Genomic DNA, 17,102 nt, shown 5'->3' with positions numbered 1-17,102 from the left:
CTGGCCCGGTCCGGGCCCATAGCCCACGCCCAGCCTTGCTCCGAACGAACAAAGGTGTTGGTAATGAGCGCATTCCAGTGGCTGAATGAACGGTTCAGCTTCTTCGGCGTCCCCGTCTATTGGTCCGACTTTCTGGGCAACATCCTGGCGCTCGCGACCGTTTGGCTAGCGTTGCGGCGATCGCTCGTGGCCTGGCCGGTGCAGATCCTCGGGTCGGTTCTGCTGCTGATCGCGAGCCTGAACGTCCATCTAGGAGGTAACGCCGCCCGCCAAATCGTGATCATAGCATCGGCGTCGTGGGGTTGGGCAACGTGGCGGCGCAGCAGGGAGAAGGAAGGCGCGATCAACGTCCGCTGGGCATCATGGCGGGAGCGCGCCGTGCTGATCGCTGTCATGGCCGCCGGGACGTTCGCGTTCGGTGCCCTACTCAAGACGACCGACGCGTCATTCTACCCGGGTGCTCCCTGGTGGATGGTCCTCGCGGACGCCTGGATCTTCGTCGGCTCGATCCTGGCGATGTACACCCAGGCCCGGCGGTACGTGGAGTTCTGGTTCGTCTGGCTGGCCGTCGACCTCGTCGGGGTGCCCCTCGCTATTCATTCCCAGCTGTACTTCTCCGGGATTGTCTACGCGATCTTCTTCGTCATGGTCGTCATCGGGATCCGCGACTGGGCGTCTCACAGCAAGGACCAGGAGATCGCCTCGCCGCTCGAGCCGGCTGTCGTCCTGGAGAGTCGGAACGAGAACGACACGTCACCGGCCGCGGGGTCGTACGTCACCCGGCCGGGCACAGAAACAGCAACTGGGTCTTGAACTGCTGACTGACGGATGGTCACGGTCGCGGACACGAATCGGCCGACAACACCGGGCGGAGCGCTCGGAACCTTACTCACCGTCCTGGGGCGGCGGCGTCGCGCGGCCCGCCGGCCCAGTGCCCCGGCGGGCAACGTCTGCCCCGTCGCGACGCCCGGCGCGCTTCCCCAAGCTCTTCGAGCAGGGGATACCCCCAGGGCAGGCATCGAACACCGCTCCTTGACGGGCGAACGTCACCCGCCGGGGCACTGGCCAGTAGGGCTTGGCCGGGCTTGCGCGTGGAGATGTCGCCGTGGCGCGTGGGGCAGGTTCAACGGCCGCTCCTTCACGTTCCGTTACCCGGCATCCCGAAGCGTGAAGGACGGCCGTGTCGCGCGCCCCGGAAACAGGAGGGCCCGACAGGTCGGGGGACGCGCGAGCCTGAACGTCAAGACGAGTGGACGCGCCGATTCCGAAACACCCGCCGCGATATCCGGGTTGGACGGTGCCGCGGCCTCGACACACCGGACGAAGCCGCTGACCGGACGGAGGGACCCGCCGAGGTCGCGATGCTGTTGGTTTATCCCGGCCTCGCGTGGCGTCGGCCTCCAAGACCCGGTTGTGGTCTTGGAGGCCGACGTTGCCGTATGGGGAGGGCATCGATGTCGATGCAGCCGGAGGGGATTCCGGCGGACACGGTGCGGGTGGCGCGGGCTGCTTTTCCCAAGGAGCCTGTTTCAACCTGAAGTTGTAGGTCCCGGGGCCGGCGTGGGTCGCGGTGGGGGGTGTGATCGGTAGGAAGTGATCGTCCGTCAGCGGTGGGCCTCGGCGTTCGTCAGCACGAGGAGAGCCCGAAGAATCGTGGTCGCGTGTCGGGCACACGAAGATCGACCGGACAGGACCTAGTGCCTCTCGTCCGGATCCTGCCGCGCTTGCCCGGTACCGGGACCGTCAGTTCCCCAGATCCGCGATCTGCTCGTACCCGTCGATCTCCCGCGGGTCGCGCGGCCCGGGACCGACATACCTCGCCGACGGCCGCACCAGCCGCCCCGTCCGCTTCTGCTCCAGGATGTGCGCCGACCATCCCGCCGTACGCGCGCACGTGAACATCGACGTGAACATGTGCGCCGGGACCTCGGCGAAGTCCAGCATGATCGCCGCCCAGAACTCCACGTTCGTCGCCAGCACCCGGTCCGGGCGCCGCGCGTGCAGCTCCTCCAGCGCGGCCTTCTCCAGCGCCTCCGCCACCTCGAACCGCGGCGCGCCCAGCTCCTTCGCCGTACGCCGCAGCACGCGCGCCCGCGGGTCCTCGGCCCGGTAGACCCGGTGTCCGAAGCCCATCAGCCGCTCACCCTTGTCCAGGGCCTTCCTCACGTACGCGGTGGCGTCACCGGTCCGCTCGATCTCCTCGATCATGCCGAGGACCCGGGACGGGGCGCCGCCGTGCAGCGGACCCGACATCGCGCCCACCGCACCGGACAGCGCGGCCGCCACATCGGCGCCGGTCGACGCGATGACCCGGGCGGTGAACGTGGACGCGTTCATGCCGTGCTCGGCGGCCGACGTCCAGTACGCGTCGACGGCCTTGACGTGCTTCGGGTCCGGCTCGCCGCGCCAGCGGATCATGAACCGCTCGACGACGGACTGCGCCTTGTCGATCTCGCTCTGCGGGACCATCGGCAGCCCCTGCCCGCGCGCCGACTGAGCGACGTACGACAGCGCCATCACGGCGGCCCGCGCCAGATCGTTGCGGGCGGTCTCCTCGTCGATGTCGAGGAGCGGCTTCAGCCCCCAGACCGGCGCCAGCATGGCCAGCGCGGACTGCACATCGACACGGATGTCACCCGAGTGGACCGGGATCGGGAACGGCTCGGCGGGCGGCAGCCCGGGGTTGAACGCCCCGTCGACCAGCAGACCCCACACGTTCCCGAACGACACATGACCGACGAGATCCTCGATGTCGACCCCGCGGTAGCGGAGCGAGCCACCTTCCTTGTCGGGTTCGGCGATCTCCGTCTCGAACGCGATGACTCCTTCGAGTCCGGGTACGAAGTCGGACATCATGCGGCTCCCTCGATCGGCGGGCTGTATGGAGGCCACAGTGGCCTGCCCCAAGATATTGGCGGGTTCCCACGATGCGGGGAAGCGTGACATCCGGCACAGCCACCCACTTCATCCGTGCGCGATTGACACCCCTCCTTACCGGGCAGACTCGGCCCCTGCGGCAGGATGACCCCGTGCCCACCGCAGATTCCCCTTCCGATTCCACCACCGATCCGGCCGCGATGCGCGAGCAGTACCGCTCCGAGGGCTTCACCGAGGACACGCTCGACGCCGACCCGATGCAGCAGTTCGCCCACTGGTTCCGGCAGATCGCCGCAGGTGGAATGGTCTACGAGCCGAACGCCATGGTGGTCTCCACGGCCACCCCCGACGGCCGCCCCTCCTCCCGGACGGTGCTGCTGAAGAAGTACGACGCCCGCGGTTTCGTCTTCTTCACCAACTACGCCTCCCGCAAGGGCCGCGAGCTGGACGCCAACCCGTACGTCTCCCTGCTCTTCCCCTGGCACCCGCTGGCCCGCCAGGTCATCATCACCGGCACTGCGGCCCGTGTCGCCCGTGAGGAGACGGTCGCCTACTTCCGCACCCGCCCGCACGGCTCCCAGCTGGGCGCCTGGGCGAGCGAGCAGTCGACGGTCATCGGCTCACGCCAGGAACTCATCGTCCGGTACGAGGAACTGGCGGCCCGCTACCCGGAGGGCGAACACATCCCCGCACCCCCCGAGTGGGGCGGCTTCCGTGTCGTACCGGAGACGATCGAGTTCTGGCAGGGCCACGAGAACCGTCTCCACGACCGGCTGCGGTACGTACGCGAGGGCGAGGGCTGGCGAGTGGAACGCCTCTGCCCCTGACCGGCCCCGGACACGCAGAAACCCGCGGGCTCCGGTCCCTCCTTGCGGAGGAGCCGGCCGGATCTACCGGCGAGCCCGCGGGTCGGTGACTGCTTGGGTTTCGGCAGACAGCCTGCCGAGGTGCACGATGTGCGACGACGGGCTGTCAGCCCGCAGCCACCTCACGAATCCGATAAGACTGCACTTTTCGGATCACCTCCTTTCGCGTGTGGCCCCCAGCCTAGGAACCTTCGGCGGGTGTCTCAACCCTTTTTCATCAGCGGCTCCTGTGCGGCGCTGTACGCGTATCCGTCGGCCCGCTGGAGCAGCCGCAGGTTCACGTGGGACACGTTGAAGCGGCCGGCGGGCGTGGTCAGGCTGTGCTGTCCGGACGATCGGACGGAGATACGCCCGGTCCACGTGCCTGCCCACCTGCCGTTGCGCACGGCGGCGCGGACGAGGTCTCCGGTGGCGAAACCGTAGTGCTGCTTTCGACGCGGGCGAATGAGCCGGGGGAATCCGTACCGGTCGGGTGTGGTGCGGGCGTAGGTGCCTCGCCCGGTCGCCTTCACGATCTGGACCGGCTGGGGCACGCGGACGATCGCGTCTCCGCTCTGGTGGTCCAGTCGCCCGACGGAGAGGGCGTCGAGCGTGTGGGTCTTGGGCAGGCCCATGGCCGTACGGTTCCACTTTGTCCGGCCACCCGACGAGGCATGCACCGGCTTGGAGAGTGTGCCGAGGGCATCAGTGAGCAGCTGTCGGGTCGCGTTCATGACTGCGGCGTCGCGGAGGGGAGCCTTGATCTGCGATCGGATCACCGCGAGGCAGGCCGGGCGGTGGGCCAGGAATTCTTCCACGAGGGTGGAGGCTTTGGCCTGGTTGCAGGGGGCGCAGGCAAGGGTGAGATTCGAGATGCGGTCGGAGCCGCCACGGCTGCGGGGCCGGATGTGGTCGATGTTCAGAGGCACGCCGGTGGCATCGCAGTAGGCGCAGGCGCGTCCCCGTGTGGCGAGCAGGTATTCGCGGATTTCGGTGCCCGCGAGAGTGCCGCTGCGGTATTCGGCAGCAGTGAGGCTGTGGCCCGCGCTCATGGCGTGGGTGTCGAAGGCGACCTGCTCGATGTGGATCTCGGTGACCGGAGCCCACCGGGAGAGGCGGCGGACGGTCGCCACCGTGGTGTCGACCCGATGCTGCACCGACGGGGGTAGCCAGTCCTTTCGGCGGGTACGGTTGTCCGACCGGCGCGCGCGGTAGCGGCAGTTCGCCGATCGTCGTCGGTGCCGGTACCCGGCTCGCTGCCCCATGGCCCGGTGGATCTGCTCGCCCCGATGGCGTAGCTCGAGTGAGAAGAGTCCGCGCCGAACGGTCACGGGTGTGTTGCCTGGGCCGGTTTCTTTCTTCGTATCGGTGAGGGCGATACCGGTGCCCTTGGACCCGGGGTCGATCCGTAGCTGCACTCCGGTGACGTCGGATCCGGCGCGTGTGCGGTCTTTGAGACGGATGGTGAAGGGGGCATGTCGTACGACGACAGCGCGCCCCTTGGTGAGTAATTCGCGTGCGCGTGCGGGATGGCAGGGCATGAGTGGCTGTCCGCCCTTCGCGAGGACGAAGACTCTGCCTGCGCCTGTTCCGCCTCTGTACGTGTTGCTGCGTGAGGGGACGTCACCGTCCCTGGTCTCTGCCTTTGTGGCGTGACGCCGACGGGGCCGGGTGCTGCGCCCGTCGGTCTCCCCTCGCCCATGTTCCCTGCCGGTGCCCCGCGCGATGGCGGGTTGTCCGTGAGCCGTTTCGTCCCTGCTCCCAGGGGTGTCTGCTCTCGCGGATTCCAGTGCGGGCTGCTGAGGAAGCACAGCTCGGTGGGTCTGCTCGCCTGCGGGGAACGTAGTCATCAAGGGCACCGGCCTTTGATCGCTGATCGTGATGACTGGGGCTGTTCACTCGGCTCGCCTCGCGAGGAGGGAGCGGGAGCGAGTGATCTCCTTTCAACGTGTCAGTGCGGGACGCTAGCTCTGTTAAAGGGCGGGCGGGGTGAGGAGATGACCGTTACCACCCGTAGGCGTGTTTTTTGCCGAACATCGAATGCCCGATTGTTCGTCGTGATAGTCGGTGAACTCGCACGACGGGCTCGACCGATTTCCCGGAAGTCGATGTGTGCTGAGTCACGTTCGAGTTCAATGATCTGACGTGGGGCAATGGCGGACACGTCCGGCAGGGGGTCCGGGATGAGCGCTTCCAGGAGCAGTGGGATCACCGACGCCCTCGGGCCCGATCCCATCCCCGGGTCGGAGCTGCTCACGGCGCTGCTCGACGGCATGGACGCGGCGCTCTGCGCGTTCGACGCGGGCGGTGCGATCACCCACTGGAACCGTGAGGCCGAGCGGATTCTCGGCTGGAGCGCCGAGGAAGCGGTGGGGCGGCCCGGGTTCGCGGGGTGGGCGGTGCGCCATGCGGACGCGGGTGAGGTGCACGGGCGGCTGATGGCGGCCATGGACGCGCCGAGCCGCCAGGTCCACGAGTTCGCACTGCTGCGCAAGGACGGCGGCCGGGTGCTCGTACGGACCCAGTCGGCCGGGGTGCGGGGCGCGGACGGGAAGCCGGCCGGGGTCTACTGCGCATTCAGCGAGGTGCACGCCCAGATCGACCTGGAGCGGTCGATCGCCCTCAGCGAGGCGCTGTTCGAGGACGCCTCCTGGGGCGTGGTCCTCGTCGATGTGGACCTGCGGCCGACGGTCGTCAACGCCTATGCGGCGCGGGCGCTCGGCGGCGGCCGTACGACGATGCTGGGACGCCCGCTCGGAGAGCTGCTCGTGCAGGGTGTCGAGGACCTGGAGGGCGCGCTGCAGCACGTCCTGGCCGAGGGGCCGCCGCCCGCGCCCGCCGACCTGTGGGTGACGCTGCGCACGGCGGAGGGGGGTCGGCGGCGCTGCTGGCACAGCGGGTTCCTGCAGCTGGCGTCGCCGCTCGCGGAGGAGCCGGTTCCGCTGGGGGTCGGCTGGCTGTTCCAGGACGTGACGGCGGAGCGGCTGGCGGCGCAGGAGGCGGACCGGGTGCGGTTCCGGTCGAACCAGCTGCACCGGGCGTGCCGGTCGGCGGCCGAGTGCGAGGACCCGATGGAGGCGGCGACGTCCTACCTGGACTACGCACTCGCGGGCTTCGCCGACCATGCGCTGATCGACTTGGTGGCGGGGGTGCGGCTGGTCCGGGCGGCGGCGACACCGACCGACGCCCCCGGCCCGTGCCGGCCCGTGGCGGGAGGCGGCATTCCGCTCCGCTACGCCCCGGGTCACCCGGCGCTCCAGGCGGTGGACCGCACGGGTTCGGTCCGCGCGAGCGCCGGTGCGGCTCCGGGGGCCGGGGCCTGGGCGGCGGACCGTCAGTGGCCGGGCGACTCGGTCCATGCCCTGTGCGCGGTGCTGCGGAGCCGGGGCCGGACGCTGGGCGTGGTGACGTTCCTCCGGGCGGCGAACCGCAGCCCTTTCGAACGCCAGGACGCGACGTACGCGGAGAGCGTGGCGGCCCGGGTGGCGACAGCGGTGGACCTGTCCCGGGCACTGCCCGCAACCCCGTAGCCCGCTGGGCCGCCGATCCGGACCGTCCACCGTTCGAGGACGGAACGGACCACCCGGTGAAACCGCAGCCCCTGCCTCAGTGCCGGTAGAAGATCCGGTCCGCGTACTCCGCCATCACGCGCCCGTTCCACTCGTGCCCGCCATCGACGTTCCCCGACCGCAGCAGCGGCGGCTCGATCCCCCGCTCGACCAATCGCTCCGCGGCCGTCGCCATCATGGCCTGCATCACCGCACTGGTGACCACCGTCGACGCGGGCGCGAACGGCGCCTCGACGCCCTCCGTCGTCAGCTCCGCGTCACCGATCGCGATCTTGCTGTCGACGACGATGTCGCAGTGGTCCCGCAGGAACCCGCCCGAGACGTGCCGCGACCGGGTCCCGTCCGCGTAGGCGACCGACGTGACACCGATGACCTTCAGGCCGAGTGCCCGCGCGTTGACCGCCATTTCGACGGGCAACGCGTTGCGCCCGGAGAGCGAGATGATCACCAGCAGGTCGCCGGCGCTCGCCGGGCTGGAGTCGAGCACGGCGCCGGCCAGCCCCTCGACCCGTTCCAGCGCCGAGCCGAGCGTCGCCGGCATGACGTCGACGCCGAGTGTGCCGGGCACGGCGAGCGGGTTCATCAGGGCCAGTCCACCGGCCCGGTAGACGACGTCCTGGGCGGCGAGGGACGAGTGGCCGGCGCCGAACGCGAAGAGCCGGCCACCCGCTTCGACGGTGTCGGCGATCGCGGCCCCGGCTGCCGCGATCGTGCCGGCCTCCTCGTCGCGTACACGCTCCAGCAGGTTGATCGCTGCATCGAAGAACTGACCGGCCAGCTTGCTGTCGCCCATCGAGGAGGCCCTTTCCGCAGGGGTGGGGTGTCCGTGCCGCGGATCACGTTGCGGTCCGGACCAGTGACCTGTCAATACCGTCCGGGACGCACACGGACGGTCCGGGTTCGGTCGGCACGGCACGGTTGTCAGCGGTATGCGTCAGAATTGCCTAAGGGCAAGCGCACGACGTTTTTCATGTCACAGCATCGAGGGGCACGAATGTCCGGACTGATCGACACAACGGAGATGTATCTCCGCACCATCCTCGAACTCGAAGAGGAAGGCGTCGTTCCCATGCGCGCCCGGATCGCGGAACGGCTCGACCAGAGCGGTCCGACGGTCAGCCAGACGGTGGCGCGGATGGAGCGCGACGGTCTGGTGCAGGTCGCGGGGGACCGGCATCTGGAGCTGACGGAGGAGGGCCGCCGGCTGGCGACCCGGGTGATGCGCAAGCACCGCCTCGCCGAGTGCCTGCTCGTCGACGTGATCGGCCTGGAGTGGGAGCAGGTGCACGCCGAGGCCTGCCGCTGGGAGCACGTGATGAGCGAGGCGGTGGAGCGGCGGGTGCTGGAGCTGCTGCGGCACCCGACGGAGTCCCCGTACGGGAATCCGATCCCGGGCCTGGAGGAGCTGGGCGAGAAGGCCGAGGCCGACCCGTTCCTGAACGACAGCATGGTGAGCCTGTCGGAGCTCGACCCCGGAGCCGACGGCAAGACCGTCGTGGTGCGCCGGATCGGCGAGCCGATCCAGACGGACGCCCAGCTGATGTATACGTTGCGGCGGGCGGGCGTGCAGCCCGGTTCCGTGGTCAGCGTGACGCAGTCGCCGGGCGGGGTGCTGGTCGGCAGCAGCGGTGAGGCGGCGGAGCTGGACTCCGAGGTCGCCTCGCACGTGTTCGTGGCCAAGCGCTGACCGGAGGCGGCCCGGGAGGGCCGTACGTGGACCGCACGCCGCCCCGTACGCGGGAGGCCGTAACGCCCGGTTTCCGTTTTTCCGTCCCGAATGGCAGCGGCCGGGCGCATCGCGTGCCAGGCTGTGGCTGAGCCATACCTGAGAGTGTCGGCCGCCTGGCCGTGCGGTCGGGGAGGGAGCAGCGGATGCGCCCGTCGTACTGGCATGTGCAGCAGAGGGCGGCTGCCACGACCACGAGCACCCGGACCGCCCCACCCGTCCGGGCTGCCCAGAGGGGCAGGGCTGCCCACAAGACCGCGACCCCGCACGTCGCGGCCCCGGCCCCGCATGCCCCGGCGCCCGCCGCCCCGCACGCCCCCCGGACGTGGGAGGGCCCCGGCGCCGCGCGGCGCCGGGGCCTCTCCTCCCCTGTTCCGACCTGGAGCCCCGAGCTCTCAAGGTCGGTCCCCACGGACCCTCATCCCCGAGTGGTCCGCCTCTCGGAGAAGATCTCCCCTCAGCGGCCGACGTCAATCCTTGGCAGGGGTCACTCGAACGAGGGGTGTTGCGCGCCGGACACCGATTTTCGAATACAGGTTCGATAGTCTGGCGTGACGCGACCACACGGCGATCGAGCGGTTGTCGAGGACCAGAAGGGGGTGCCAGGACACATGGTGCGACGCATCGATGTAACCGGATCCGACGGCGTACGCCTCGCGGCCTGGGAGTTCGCAGATCCGCCCAAGGAGCGCACGGAGGGCGAACGCGCCCCCGGGGTCTTACTGCTTCATGGACTGATGGGCCGGGCCTCTCATTGGGCCTCCACCACCCGCTGGCTCGCCGAGCGGCACCGGGCGGTCGGGCTCGACCAGCGGGGGCACGGCCGCAGCGAGAAACCCGCCGAAGGCCCGTACACCCGTGAGGCGTACGTCGCCGATGCCGAGGCGGCGATCGAGCAGCTCGGCCTGGCCCCCGTCACCGTCGTCGGCCATGCGATGGGCGCCCTCACCGCCTGGCAGCTCGCCGCGAAGCGCCCCGATCTGGTCCGCGCCCTGGTCATCTGCGACATGCGGGCCTCCGCGCTCGGCGCGGCCTCGCAGCGGGAGTGGGAGGACTGGTTCAAGTCCTGGCCGGTACCGTTCGCGACGCTTTCCGACGTGCGGAAGTGGTTCGGCGAGGACGACCCCTGGGTGGAGCGGCCGAACCCGGCCCGCGGAGAGTTCTTCGCCGAGGTGATGGCCGAGCGTGCCGACGGCTGGCGCCCCGTCTTCTCCCGCCGCCAGATGCTCCGGTCCCGCGCGACATGGGTGTACGACGCGCACTGGGAGGAGCTGGCGCAGGTCCGGTGCCCGGCGCTGGTGCTCCGTGGTCCGGACGGCGAACTGGGACGGGCGGAGGCCCAGGAGATGGTCCGCGTACTGCCGCGCGGAGAGTACGCGGAGGTGGCGGACGCCGGCCATCTCGTCCACTACGACCAGCCGGAGGGCTGGCGCGCCGCGGTCGAACCGTTCCTGGAGGAGTTGGCCGAGGACCCCCGGAACGACCGCGAGCCCGTCTCCCCGTGACGGAGCAGCCCCGCCCGGCTCGCGTCACCCCTTGCTGACCGCCGCCAGGATCTCGGGCAGCCGGTTCGCCGTGCGTGGTGCGGCCAGCCGCAGCCCCGCCCAGGCGACCAGCGCCCCGTACCCGCTGCCGACCGGCAGCAGCACCCACAACCAGTCCTCCGCGTCGACGAGGTGCAGCCAGATCGTCGCCACGATCACCGGCGCGCACAGCACCGCCGCCGAGACCATGCCACCGAAGATCGAGATCCAGGCGAGCCCGGCCTGCCCCGGTGCCACGTTCTTGAACCCGCTGTCCTGAGGGATCGAGTACGGGAAGTTGGCCGATGCCAGCGCCCCCGTCGCCAGCATCGCACCCAGCAGGGCGAGCGACAGCCCTATGGCGCTCGGCAGCTTCTCCCAGTCGCCGAGCACCGCCGCCGTCACCACGGTCACCAGCACCGTGTACGGGAGAGTGATCACCAGCAACGCCGCCGCCCGCCCCCGCAGTTCGAGGTAGGCGTCCCGGGTGGAGGAGATCGTCAGCGCCACCATCCAGAACGCGGAGGTGTCCTGCCCGAACTGGTTGTACATCTGGATGCCGAGCATTCCGGCGGCGAAGCAGGCGAAGTAGACCGAGCCGGTGCCCTGCACCGCGTTGAGCAGCGGAACGATCAGCCCGATGGCGAGCGCCGTCACCCAGGCGGCCTTGGTCTTCGGGTCCCGTGCCACGTACCGCAGACTGCGCCGTATCACCGTCCCCGTGCGCCCCTCGGGCAGCAGCGCCCAGAGCCGGGAGCCGCCCCTGCCGGACTTCTCCCGGGCCGCTCCGGCGGCGGCCGCCGTGGAACCGTCCGGGGCGGTCATCAGCTTCACCAGACTCCGCTGCCAGAGCCACACCAGCGCACCCAGCGCCGTGAAGGAGATCAGCAGTTGCGCCACGGCCCGCCCGTACGCCCCCTGCGCCGCCGAGTCCACCGCGCCGATCGCCGAGGCGGGCGGCAGCCAGCGCACCACGTCCGCCGCCGGGTCGAGCGTGGCCAGCCCACCGGACCGGCCGAGCCGCTGCGCACCGAAGTTGACGACCTGGATGCCGACCGCGACCACGAGTCCGCTGAGAACCGCCAGATCGCGGCCCTTGCGGGAGCTCAGCAGCCGGGTGTTGGCCGTGGCGACGGCCCGCGCCAGGGCGACGCACACCACCAGTGTCAGCGGCACGGCGACCACCGCGCACACCACGGCCGCCGCCCCGTGCGCCACCGCGAACGCCGAACCGGCCGCCAGACAGAGCGTGAACAGCGGTCCGATGCCGACGAGCGATGTCACCAGCAGCGCCCCGACCAGCGGGCGCGGGCGTAGCGGCAGCATCACGAGCCGGCTCGGGTCGAGGGTTTCGTCGCCGCCGGGGAAGAAGAGCGGCATCATCGCCCAGCCGAGCGCCAGCACCCCGGTCAGCAGGACCGTCAGGGAACCCGCGTGGGCATGGCCGCGCAGTGCGGCCAGGGCGACGATCTGGCCCGCCGCGAACAGCAGGGTGAGGACGACGGACGAGATGTACACGACCCGTCTGCCGGAGGACTGCCGCAGCCCGTTGCGCAGCAGCGTCAGCTTGAGCCGTACGAAGGCGCGGACGAGCCGTTCGCCGCCGACGGCGGCGGGGCGGGCGGCGGAGGTGACGGGTGTGTCGAGCACGCTCATCGGGGGCCGCCCAGCCAGTCGAGGGAGTCGCCGGTGTCCCGGCCGCCCGCGCCGACGAGTTCGAGGAACGCGTCCTGCAGCGACGGCGCCTTGCCGCGCACCTCGGCGAGGGTGCCGTGCGCCCGGATCGTGCCGCCCGCCATGACGGCCACCCAGTCGCACAGCGACTCGACGAGCTCCATCACATGGCTGGAGAAGACGACGGTCGCCCCCGAGCGGGTGTACCGCTCCAGGACCCCGCGGATGATCTGCGCCGAGACGGGGTCGACGCCCTCGAACGGCTCGTCCAGAAACAGTACGTCGGGGTTGTGCAGCAGCGCCGCGGCGAGCCCGATCTTCTTCCGCATACCGGTCGAGTAGTCGACGACCAGCTTGTTCCGGGAGCCCGCCAGGTCGAGCACGTCCAGCAGCTGGATGGCCCGCTTGTCGACCTCGGCGCCCGGCAGCCCGCGCAACCGTCCGGTGTACGCGAGGAGTTCGCGCCCCGCGAGGCGCTCGAAGAGCCGCAGCCCCTCCGGCAGGACGCCGATCCTGGCTTTCACCTCGACCGGGTCCCGCCAGACGTCGTGCCCGCCGACCTCGACCGTGCCGTGGTCGGGACGGAGCAGCCCGGTCACCATCGACAGCGTGGTCGTCTTGCCCGCGCCGTTGGGTCCGACCAGACCGATGAACTTGCCTGCGGGCAGCTCCAGATCGATCCCGGCGACCGCGACCTGTTTCCCGAACCGCTTCCACAGGCCCTGTACGCGGACGGCGGGCGGCGCCGTTCGCGCCCCGCCCGCCTCCACCGCCCCGTGCGATCCCACCGTGTTCCGGTCCGACATGGTGCTCCTGCCTTCGGTGTCCCCGAGTGAGGGGCCCAGACTACGAAAGGCGTGCGCGCGCGTCGGCTGCTTCCCGTCCGCAGGCGTAGGCGAGGGGGCTGATGACCTCTTCGGCGTCGGGCAGCCAGCGGTTGGCGGGGGTGGGCCGGCGCGCCCACTGCACCGCACCGCGCCCGCCGATCCTGGTCGGCGGGGCCGCGACGTAGTGGCCCTCACCGCGGCCGAGCAGACCGGTCGCGGTGGCGCTCCAGCCCAGCCTCCGTACGAGATCGTCCACCTTGGCCGCCGCGCCGGGCAGTACGAAGAAGAGCATCCGGCGGTCGGGGGTGCAGGTGACGGGGCCGAGCGGCAGGTTCATCCGCTCCATCCGGGCCAGCGCCAGGAAGCCGGCGGACTCCGGTACGTCGATCGCGTCGAAGGTACGCCCGGTGGGCAGCAGCACCGAAGCCCCGGGCTGCTGGGACCACATCCGGCGGGCCGCGGCGCCGCTGCCGGTCGACCGGCTCGCCCAGTCGGGCCGGGTGGGGTGGGCGCCGGGGGCGGCGCAGCGGGCTTCTCCGCAGGAGCACCGTTCCACCCCTTCCACCACCTGGAGCCAGGTGCCGGGGAACACGTCCCAGTGCCGCTCCTCCGCATAGCGCACGGCGGCGTCGAGCAGTTGCTCACCTCGTTGTTGGGGGACCTGTGCGGTTTCCGTGACTCCGATGGGCTCTTCCACGAACATCACAACTTCCGCAACCACCTGGGGTTACGGGGGTGGCGAACGCGGTCATGGTGCATCGACCCCGCACATGGGGCGCATGGATGCATGGACGGGGGCGCGCATGAGGCGGTGCGTCGAGGGACGGGTAGCCACATGTGGGGAATCCGGAACAGTTCCCCCATGCCGAATACGCACCGAACCTGAACAACAACACGATTAGCGCCATGAATGCCGTGAACACCGTGAACGCCAAGGAAAACACCAACACGATGTATGTGCGCATTTCTTGGGCATATGCCGGGCACTGATCCATTCACCGATCACTGCGGCCTCAGGGGGAAACATGGCAGCCAGGCCTCTCGTCGCACGCCAGCCGAACGAACGGCTCCAGGCGCTCATCCAGGAAGCCGGATCTTCCAACGCGGGCCTTGCCCGCCGAGTCAACATGGTCGGCGCGGAGCGCGGCCTCGACCTCCGTTACGACAAGACCTCCGTGGCCCGCTGGCTGCGCGGACAGCAACCGCGCGGCAGGGCACCGGGAATCATCGCCGAGGCGCTCGGCCGCAAGCTCGGCCGTACGGTCACGATCGACGAGATCGGGATGGCCAACGGCAAGAATCTGGCGTCCGGCGTCGGCCTGCAGTTCGCGCCGACCGTGATCGGCGCGATCGAGCAGGTCTGCGAGCTGTGGCGCAGCGATGTCGGACGCCGCGACGTCCTGTCCGGTTCGGCGGTCGCGTCCTCGGCGCTGGTCGAGCCCAGCAGGGACTGGCTGATCACCGGCGCCGACCCGCAGGTGGCGCGCGTGGCGGGGGCGCGGGTCGGGATGTCGGACGTGGAGGCGGTGCGGGCGATGACGGCGGCGCTGGTCGACCTCGACCACCGGTTCGGCAGCGGACATGTGCGGCCGGTCCTGGTGCACTACCTCAACAGCGTGGTCTCCGGGCTGCTCTCGGGGGCGTACCGCGAGACGGTCGGGCGGCAGCTGTTCGCGGCGGTCGCGCGGCTCACCGAGCTCGCCGGGTACATGGCGGTCGACACGGGCCAACCGGGGCTCGCCCAGCGGTACTACATCCAGGCTCTGCGACTGGCGCAGGCGGCGGGCGACCGGGCGTACGGCGGCTATGTGCTGGCCGCTTCGATGAGCCATCTCGCCGCACAGCTCGGCAACCCGCGGGAGATTGCGCAGCTGGCACGGGCCGCGCAGGAGGGGGCGCGCGGGCGGGTCACCCCGCGCGCGGAGGCGATGTTCTACGCGGCGGAGGCGCGCGGGCACGCGTTGCTCGGCGATGCCCGGACCTGCCAGGCGGTGGCGGGCCGGGCCCTGACGGCGCTGGAGCACGCCGAGCCGGACACCGGTGACGACCCGTCATGGATCGTCCACTTCGACTCCGCCTATCTCGCCGACGAGCTGGCGCACTGTCACCGCGATCTCGGCCAGGCGGAGGCGGCCGCGCGCCGGGCGACGGAGTCCCTGGCCGCCCTCCCGGGGTCCCGGGCCCGGCGCCGGGGCATCGGTCTGGTGCTGCTCGCCACGGCGCAGGTGCAGCTGCGCGAGGTGGAGCAGGCGTGTCATACGGGGACGCGGGCGATGGACCTGCTGGGGACGGTGCGGTCGAGCCGGGGCGCGGAGTACCTGGACGATCTGCAGCAGCGGCTGGTCCCGTACGGCGATGAGCCGGCGGTCCGGGAGTTCGGGGCGCGGCTGGAGCTCCAGGCGGCCTGACCGGCGTCTGATCGGGGATTTTTCGGGGCGTCCGTTAACTGCGTCGTCAGGGCCCGGCGTGTTACTGCCCCTGTGAAGGGGCGATGAGTGATATCGGGCGCTTGGCGGAGAGCGGCTGCCACCCGATAGCGTGAGCCGACGATTCCGTAGGTTTACACGTAGGAGTCCCGGTGACGCAGAGCGGACAGGGTGACGAGCAGCAGCCCCCTGCTGTACGGCCCGCGCACGAAGGTGTCGTGCTGCCCGCAGGTGGCGGCGAGCCCTGGATACCGGGCGGACCGGTCGACCGGTCCGCTCCGGCGGGCGGGCAGCCATGGGGTCAGCCCTGGGGGCCGCAGGCGCCGCAGCAGGACGCGTCGCCGCAGGGCCAGTACGCGCAGTACGACCAGGGGCAGGCGTACGGGCAGCAGGGCCCGGCGCTGCCGGCCGAGCAGCCTCAGCCGTACGCGCAGCCCCAGCCCCAGCAGTACGCCCAGCCCCAGCAGTACGCCCAGCCCCAGCAGTACGCGCAGCCCCAGCCCCAGCCGTACGCCCAGGCGCTGCCCCCGGAGGCCGTACCGGGGACGGGAACGGGCACGGGTGCGGGCATGGGCGGCGACGCGGATGCCACGCAGTTCATCGCGCCGGTGCAGGCCGAGAGTGCCGCGGAGGCGACCCAGTTCATAGCGCCGGTGGCGGCCGAGAGTGCCGCGGAGGCGACCCAGTTCATCGCCCACGCGCAGCCGCCCGCATCGGCCTCCGACGCCGACGCGACCCAGTACATTCCGCCGGTGCCCGGTGGTGCCCCGTACGGCATCAGGCCGGGGGCGCCCGGTGAGCGGCAGCCCCCCGCCGAGTTCGACAACCTGTTCCGCGCCGAGGAGCCCGCGGCCTCCACGCAGCAGATGCCCCGGTTCGACCCGGGACAGGCGCCGTACCAGGGCGCCGGCCGGCCGCACCAGCAGCCCGCGCCGGCCTACCAGCCGCAGCACGGCGAGCCGCCGCAGGGCCGGGCCGGGCAGCGCAAGAAGCCGTCGCACGTCCCGCTGATCGCCGCGGTCGTCGTCGGCTGCGCCGTCGTCGGGCTCGGCGCTGGTGCGCTGATGAGCGGCGGCGACAAGGGCACGGACGACAAGCAGCCGGTGGCCGCGGCGAGTTCGCCCGCCGCGAAGCCCTCCACGCAGGCGGCGGCCGACCCGGCGAAGCAGCAGGCCGAGGCGCTCGACAAGCTGCTCGCTGACAGCAACAACAGCCGTGCGGCGGTCATCGGGGCCGTGGAGAAGACCAAGTCCTGCACCAACCTGGACCAGGCGGTCACCGATCTGCAGGGCGCGGCCAAGCAGCGCCGCGACCTGGTGACGCGGCTGCAGGGGCTGACCGTCGACAAGCTGCCGAACAACGCGCAGCTGACCTCGGCGCTCACGAAGGCGTGGCAGGCGTCGGCCTCCGCCGACGACCACTACGCGGCATGGGCCGCGAAGGCCAAGAACGGCAAGAAGGTCTGCAAGCACGGACAGGCCCGCGCGACGTCCGAGAAGGCCCAGGCCGACCGGGACAGCGGTGAGGCGAGCAAGGCGAAGGCGCAGGCGTCGCCGCTGTGGAACTCGATCGCGGCGAAGTACGGGTTGACGCGGCGGGCGCCGACGGAGCTCTGACGGCGGTGCGGGGTGCTGC

The 17,102-nt window shown here is 70.9% G+C and carries 14 protein-coding genes; 8 read left to right on the top strand and 6 right to left on the bottom strand.

What is annotated here, in order from left to right; translation table 11 throughout:
• Positions 1-63: 63 nt before the first annotated feature.
• On the top strand, positions 64-813 hold the full coding sequence (locus OH809_RS18595; protein ID WP_406421354.1) for a nicotinamide riboside transporter PnuC: 750 nt from the start codon (positions 64-66) through the stop codon (positions 811-813).
• Positions 814-1,743: 930 nt separating this feature from the next.
• On the opposite strand, the gene OH809_RS18590 is transcribed toward OH809_RS18595, so the two are convergent.
• Positions 1,744-2,853: a citrate synthase 2 gene (locus OH809_RS18590; RefSeq protein WP_406421355.1), complete on the bottom strand. Its 1,110-nt coding sequence runs from the start codon at positions 2,851-2,853 to the stop codon at positions 1,744-1,746.
• A gap of 224 nt (positions 2,854-3,077) precedes the next feature.
• On the opposite strand from OH809_RS18590, the gene pdxH reads away from it, so the two are divergent.
• Positions 3,078-3,704 carry a pyridoxamine 5'-phosphate oxidase gene (gene pdxH, locus OH809_RS18585; RefSeq protein ID WP_406425119.1) on the top strand — a complete coding sequence of 209 codons (627 nt, stop codon included), beginning with the start codon at positions 3,078-3,080 and terminating at the stop codon, positions 3,702-3,704.
• A gap of 242 nt (positions 3,705-3,946) precedes the next feature.
• On the opposite strand, the gene iscB is transcribed toward pdxH, so the two are convergent.
• Positions 3,947-5,572, bottom strand: a complete 1,626-nt coding sequence (iscB, locus tag OH809_RS18580) for an RNA-guided endonuclease IscB (RefSeq protein ID WP_406421356.1) — start codon at positions 5,570-5,572, stop codon at positions 3,947-3,949.
• Between the two features lie 333 nt (positions 5,573-5,905).
• Here iscB and OH809_RS18575 point away from each other — a divergent pair, with 333 nt between their 5' ends.
• A complete protein-coding gene (locus OH809_RS18575; protein WP_406515349.1) occupies positions 5,906-7,252 on the top strand; it encodes a PAS domain-containing protein in 1,347 nt (448 codons plus the stop codon).
• A 76-nt stretch (positions 7,253-7,328) separates the two neighbouring features.
• Here OH809_RS18575 and OH809_RS18570 read toward each other — a convergent pair whose 3' ends face one another.
• A complete protein-coding gene (locus tag OH809_RS18570; RefSeq protein WP_406515348.1) occupies positions 7,329-8,084 on the bottom strand; it encodes an SIS domain-containing protein in 756 nt (251 codons plus the stop codon).
• A gap of 201 nt (positions 8,085-8,285) precedes the next feature.
• On the opposite strand from OH809_RS18570, the gene OH809_RS18565 reads away from it, so the two are divergent.
• Positions 8,286-8,978, top strand: a complete 693-nt coding sequence (locus tag OH809_RS18565) for a metal-dependent transcriptional regulator (RefSeq protein WP_406421359.1) — start codon at positions 8,286-8,288, stop codon at positions 8,976-8,978.
• Between the two features lie 650 nt (positions 8,979-9,628).
• Positions 9,629-10,522 carry an alpha/beta fold hydrolase gene (locus tag OH809_RS18560; RefSeq protein WP_406421360.1) on the top strand — a complete coding sequence of 298 codons (894 nt, stop codon included), beginning with the start codon at positions 9,629-9,631 and terminating at the stop codon, positions 10,520-10,522.
• A gap of 24 nt (positions 10,523-10,546) precedes the next feature.
• Here OH809_RS18560 and OH809_RS18555 read toward each other — a convergent pair whose 3' ends face one another.
• From OH809_RS18555 to OH809_RS18545, 3 genes are read right to left on the bottom strand one after another with little or no spacing between them, the layout of a single operon-like run.
• Positions 10,547-12,196: a transporter gene (locus tag OH809_RS18555; protein WP_406515347.1), complete on the bottom strand. Its 1,650-nt coding sequence runs from the start codon at positions 12,194-12,196 to the stop codon at positions 10,547-10,549.
• Positions 12,193-13,020, bottom strand: a complete 828-nt coding sequence (locus tag OH809_RS18550; protein WP_406515346.1) for an ABC transporter ATP-binding protein — start codon at positions 13,018-13,020, stop codon at positions 12,193-12,195. The genes OH809_RS18555 and OH809_RS18550 overlap by 4 nt, the downstream gene beginning before the upstream one ends.
• Positions 13,021-13,060: 40 nt before the next feature.
• The gene (locus OH809_RS18545) at positions 13,061-13,747 is read right to left on the bottom strand and encodes a bifunctional DNA primase/polymerase (protein WP_406515345.1); all 687 of its coding nucleotides are present in this window, start codon (positions 13,745-13,747) and stop codon (positions 13,061-13,063) included.
• Positions 13,748-13,878: 131 nt separating this feature from the next.
• On the opposite strand from OH809_RS18545, the gene OH809_RS18540 reads away from it, so the two are divergent.
• The 3 genes from OH809_RS18540 to OH809_RS18530 all read left to right on the top strand — a co-directional run bounded on the left by OH809_RS18540 (position 13,879) and on the right by OH809_RS18530 (position 17,083).
• Positions 13,879-14,031, top strand: coding sequence for a hypothetical protein (locus tag OH809_RS18540; RefSeq protein ID WP_406515344.1), 153 nt, complete (start codon positions 13,879-13,881; stop codon positions 14,029-14,031).
• Between the two features lie 35 nt (positions 14,032-14,066).
• Complete coding sequence (locus OH809_RS18535; protein ID WP_406515343.1) at positions 14,067-15,449, top strand: transcriptional regulator; 1,383 nt, start codon at positions 14,067-14,069, stop codon at positions 15,447-15,449.
• A 170-nt stretch (positions 15,450-15,619) separates the two neighbouring features.
• Positions 15,620-17,083, top strand: coding sequence for a hypothetical protein (locus OH809_RS18530; RefSeq protein ID WP_406515342.1), 1,464 nt, complete (start codon positions 15,620-15,622; stop codon positions 17,081-17,083).
• Positions 17,084-17,102: the final 19 nt, after the last annotated feature.

It is taken from the genome of Streptomyces sp. NBC_00873, assembly GCF_045207415.1.
Taxonomy (GTDB): domain Bacteria; phylum Actinomycetota; class Actinomycetes; order Streptomycetales; family Streptomycetaceae; genus Streptomyces.
Note: the sequence above shows the minus strand (reverse complement) of the source record. Positions and strands in the feature narration are given on the sequence as shown.